This window comes from Fodinibius sp., assembly GCF_041642155.1.
Taxonomy (GTDB): Bacteria; Bacteroidota; Rhodothermia; order Balneolales; family Balneolaceae; genus Fodinibius.
The window spans coordinates 1-5,489 of sequence record NZ_JBEPWZ010000199.1; the positions used below are offsets into that span (position 1 = coordinate 1).

At 52.6% G+C, this 5,489-nt stretch carries 3 protein-coding genes; 2 read left to right on the top strand and 1 reads right to left on the bottom strand.

What is annotated here, in order from left to right:
- Positions 1-3,393, bottom strand: a 3,393-nt coding sequence (locus ACESLU_RS10890) for a ThuA domain-containing protein (RefSeq protein ID WP_372638675.1), incomplete at its 3' end; no start/stop codon positions are given.
- 439 nt (positions 3,394-3,832) lie between these two features.
- On the opposite strand from ACESLU_RS10890, the gene ACESLU_RS10895 reads away from it, so the two are divergent.
- Complete coding sequence (locus ACESLU_RS10895) at positions 3,833-4,576, top strand: helical backbone metal receptor (RefSeq protein ID WP_372638676.1); 744 nt, start codon at positions 3,833-3,835, stop codon at positions 4,574-4,576.
- 194 nt (positions 4,577-4,770) lie between these two features.
- The coding region (locus ACESLU_RS10900; protein ID WP_372638677.1) for a DUF4292 domain-containing protein at positions 4,771-5,489 on the top strand (719 nt) is incomplete at its 3' end.

Below are 5,489 nucleotides of genomic sequence, written 5' to 3' on the forward strand. Positions count from 1 at the left end.
CAGTATAAGCCGGGCTGAGGACCGCCCTTCAACCGGACGGCTTACAATGTATAAATCATGTGTCCCCTCGGCAATACCGTCATCTACGGGAATGGTAATGGAATGAGCGAACCCTTCCCCGGTTTGTTGTCCCACGCCGCTTCGAAGGGCCTCCCCGGCCTTTTTTCCATCGGGACTATCCAGGCGGAGTTCAAACACGTACTCCTCTTCAACCGGTTCCCGTGTTACCGTCGAGATGCGAACGCCCGCAATACCGGCGAGATCAATATCATCCAATCCAAAGGACCCTTCTTCCTCCGGGACGGTCAGCAACAGCTTGTCGTCCTGCGTCATCGTTGCATATCCCTGCATATTTCTGGCCGATGCCAAAGAGATCGTATTATTCCTCAGGTATACGCTGGTATTACCGGTCAAAGGCTTGGTATCGGGACCCCCCTGATCGGTATAGCTGGCCGAAAGGATGAACACGCCATTCGAAATCAACGCTTTATCCAGGGTGGGCTGGAGCTGTCCCGAGGGAGACAGCGATTCCCGGGCCTGTCCCTCATCATTGTGCGTCATAATCCAGGAAACGATTTTGTGAGCATCCGCTTCGCTGAGCTCGAGGTGAGCCGGCATCGCCCGGTCGCCCCATACACCGGTGCTTCCGTTTCTAATTTTATCAATCAAATACGAATGAATATCGGTGGAATCCCGGTAGCGCTCTGCAATCGCTGTATACGAGGGACCCACGGAGGGGGAGTCCACGGTATGACATGCCCGGCAATCATACGATTCGATCATACTCTTGCCGCTCATCGTTTCCGTAGCTTCCTGATGTCCCCGCGGGGCGTCTGTCCCCTCGCCTCCTTCTACATAACTGGCCGTAACAAAGAGCCTCGAGAGGTCAAGATCATCCGAAGCGGTGGAGCCCTCATCATCCTCGACACGCACCGCGTAGGAAACCGGCTGACCGGGAAAGTAAAAGGTGCCGTTGCCTTCAATATCAATATACACATCGGGCTCCCTGTTCCCGGCATATACCGAAACGGAGCTGCTTGTCACGGCATGTCCGTGTCCGTCGTCAACCTCAACCGAAATGGCATATTCTCCTATTTCCTCAAACGTATGCACCAGCCGCGGCTCGTTTGTTTCTACGATCGTTCCGTCTCCGAGATTCCAGCTGTAGCTCAGCTGATCCTGCTCGGGATCGGCGGCCTCAACGGTGGCTTCAATCTCAAGCGGAAGGGTTCCTGAGGTCTTATCAACAGAGAGATCCTCTACTTCCGGGGGACGATTGCCCGCATTGAAATCGATTCTCAGCAGTCCCGAATCATCATTCTCCGCAAACCAGCCGCTCCCGTATTCCAGGATATAAAGGCGCCCGTCGGGACCGACTTCCATATCAATAGGGGCGTTTAACTCTGTCTCCGGCATAAAAGACTCCATCTTGTCAAAATCACCGCCGGGCTGCATCGTCACCACCTTAATCCAGCCGCGTATCCAGTCGTAAATAAACAGCTTGCCGTCATAATACTCCGGCAGCCGGGTCTCCCCGGGATAGTGGTTCGTATAATAAACCGGTCCCGCCATCGCATTTCGTCCCCCTGTCCCCACCTCCGGAAACTCCTCGGAGGCATCATAGGGATACCAGATAAAAGCCGGTTTGGGCGGGGGCAGCTCTTCAATGCCTGTATTATTGGGAGATAAATTGAGGGGTTGTTGCGGATCAAAGGGCTCCCCGGACTCCCCGCTGCCGTAATCATACCGGTGATAGGCCTTGTTGTCTGCGATAAACATAGGCCAGCCGAAAAACCCGGCTTCGCGCGCCTGGTTAATTTCGTCGTACCCCTTGGGACCTCTCGTATCCAGGCTGTCGCTGCGGGCGTCGGGCCCCACTTCTCCCCAGTAGAGGTATCCGTTCCTTTGGTCTACGGAAATGCGGTACGGGTTTCGATTGCCCTGTACATAGATTTCGGGACGCGTACCCTCCTTGCCTTCGGGATAGAGGTTTCCCTCCGGTATTTCGTAACTGCCATCCTCGTTCACGCGAATACGCAAGATCTTCCCGCGCAGGTCATTGGCATTGCCGGAGGTGCGCTGGGCATCATACTGCTCAAAACCTTCCCGCTCGTCCAGCGGCGCGTAGCCGTCCAGCACATACGGCTGGTCGGGCTGGTTAAACGGGGTCGAATTATCACCCGTCGAGAGATAGAGCAAGCCTTCTTTATCAAAGGCGATCGACCCTCCGGTATGGCAGCAGATATCCCGTTTGGAATAAAACTGCAGGATGGTTGTCTCCGAGCGAAGCGTATCATCTTCAAAGGTGAACCGCGACAGCCGGTTTACCGAGGTATCGGCCGGACTGTAAAAAGCATAGACATAGCCGTTTTCTTTAAAATCGGGATCCGCCTGGATACCCATCAGTCCCTCTTCGGCGTTAACGTTGGGCTCGTCGGTTTTCCAATACACGTCCAGCGCTCCCACCTGATTTAAGGTGGAATCGCGATCGCTGTACAGCAATATGCCCCCGCGCCGCTGGGCAATCAGGATATCGCGATTGGGCAGAATTGTCATTTCTGTCGGTTCAAACAGCTTACCGCTTATCAACTGGGTTTTCGAAAAGCGATTGGCATCGGGCACCCGGTGGGTCGTGGCTTTCGTGTAATCCAGCTTATGGTTCTCCCCGATAGCGTATTCAATGCCCGCCAGGATATGGTTCAGAAAAAGCTCGTCGCTGTACGCTTCCTTCGTGTGACCCAGTGCGGTATAAAAAGCTCGTCCCCCGTCGTACTGGTGATACCATGCCATCGGGTGATACCCCATGGGGGTTCCGCCCTCGTAACTGTCCTCGTCAATCGTCAGAAGGACGTTCACCTCTTCATTGAAGTTGTCGAAACTGTACCACTCGTCCGTTCGCTTCCAGGGATCGGGCAGGAAGTCGGTGGACGCATGCGTATCATCCTCCACATGCAATTCGGCCTCCTGCACCTCGGGATGATCCAGGAAGTAGCCCCCTACAAGCCGTCCATACCAGCCCCACTGGTATTCGGTAGCCGCGGCGGAATGGATCCCCATATAGCCTCCTCCCGCCTGGATGTATCGTTCAAAATCAGCTTCCTGGTACTTATCGAGCACATCCCCGTTGGTATTCATAAACACGACCGCCGAGTACTGCCGGAGCGTGTCCTCGGTAAACATATCCGCATTCGTCGTCGTGTCGACCTCAAAGCCGTGCTCGTCCCCCAACTGCTGTATCGCCGTCACCCCGTCGGGAATAGCTTCATGGTAGAACCCGGCCGTCTTGCTGAAAACCAGGACTTTAGGGGGACCCGAGCGTTTTGCACAGGAGATAAAAAGGAAAGCGAAGAGAAGGATGACAACGTATGGCGTTAGGGAGCGAGTGCGCTTCATGTGTGTATGTTAAATTTAACTGGGACGGTATGATATATCAATAACTTGGGCTTATTACAAATTTTTTAATCGAACCTGGATTATTCGCAAAGAAATTTTATTGTGGGCAGGATTCTTATCCGAAAAACCGTTTCCAATGGCCGTGAAATATTTTCCCCGCAAATAATATTGGTATTTTCTGAGTAAGACAAAAATTTCTGGTTTTTCACTTAAACATATGGAGGCTAATTGCAATTCAAAAACAAGACGCCAATTATGTATATTGGACCGGTTCCCACCGTCCCGGTTTGCACACTTAGGCCTATGACGAACCGAGGATAGTGGTAAAGTGGGAATGCAATAAATCGCGCTGAGTCTGACAAACTCCTGAAAGGAGGGCTGAAGCAAATAAATCGCACCAGCATTCAATCGGTTTTCTTACACTCACATATTTTTCGCTATGGCATTCAACTACCGGCGTATTATCAGTTTAGTCCCAAGCCTTACGGAACTGTTCATTGACCTGGGGCTCAAGGACAAGCTGGCGGGCAGAACACGATTTTGTGTCCACCCGAAAGAAGAGGTGGCGGACATCCCCATTGTCGGGGGGACCAAAAACCCGCGGCTGGATACCATCAGGCAGGCCGATCCTGACCTCATTATCGCCAACAAGGAGGAAAACCGTCCCACTGACATTAAATCGCTTATGAACGATTTTGAGGTCGAAGTAACGGAAATCGCCACGATCGAGGACGCCCTGATCACCATCCACAGGCTGGGCCAAAAAATGCAGGTCACAAAACGGGCCGGCAAGCTCATCTCCGATATACAGGATCGCCTTGACCAACGACCCGGGGAACCGGAACTGCGAACGGCTTATATGATATGGAAGGACCCGTGGATGAGTGTCGGTGGCGACACCTACATCCATGACGTGCTGGAGCACTGGAACCTGCGGAATATATTTGGCAGCCGAAGCCGCTACCCAAAAATCGATCTCAAAGAATTGAAAAGCTGTAACCCGGATTTGGTTCTGCTCAGCAGCGAACCCTACCCCTTCAGGGAAAGACACCTCGCACAAGTACAGGAAGTATGTCCCGCCGCCCGGGTCCTTTTGGTTGAAGGCGAATGGTTTAGCTGGTACGGCTCGCACATGAAGCACGCCTTTGAGCGACTCAATGTCTGGCGTAAAGCCATCAGTTAGCGTTTGTAATCAAGCTTAACGGGTTCGTATGCGGCGATAAGCCTCAACCCAGGCATATTTCTGCTTATTTTGGTACTATAAAGTTATATTAATCGTTTAGAGAACGTGCCGGAATCACTCATGTGGCAGGCGCTTAACAAGATGATGCCTATATTCGAGGATCCCGGCAAACAAACATTCAACCACATAATTTAATGCTGCTGACAACTTCGCGGCGCCGAGCAACCATGATGACCGATGCCTTCCGGATATCGATATCCCTGTGCCCCAGAACGACCCTTGTCCTCCTCTGTATGGTCCTGGCCTCCTGCTCCGGTACCAAAGAGGTGGCAGAGGTGGCAAAGGAAGGTTATCAGTCCTCCTCCGCTGATGGCAAAACGATTGCAGACCGGCTGCCTGACTACACCAGCACGCTCCATACCCTGAAAGGCAAAGGGCGGGCAATTGTCAGCGAGCCGGAAAATACCGAGCGCGCTACGCTCCTGTTTTCCAGCAACCGCTCCAAAAGCATGGTAACTATCCGGAATGGCCTCGGTATTGAAGGAGGTCAGCTGCTGACCGATGGCGATACGCTGCTGGTCTACAACAAGGTGGACAACTATGCCCGCCGGATTCCCGTTCGCGACGGGAATCTCGATCGGATCAATCAATTAGCTTCGCTGAACATTCTCGATATTATCAACTTCACCCTGAATGCCGACCATATCGAAGAAGTGCAGGAAAACGATACCCACTTTAAACTCTTTCTATCCACCGGCGCCCGGGTTTTCGTAGACAAGGATAAGTACCTCGTCAGCGAGGTCATTCAGCCCGCAAATTCCCGGCTGCCCTATTCTAAAATTCAATACGACGCCTATGCTCAGTTAAAAGAATTCAGGCTCCCGCGAAGAATTACTATCTTTGGGGCCGACGG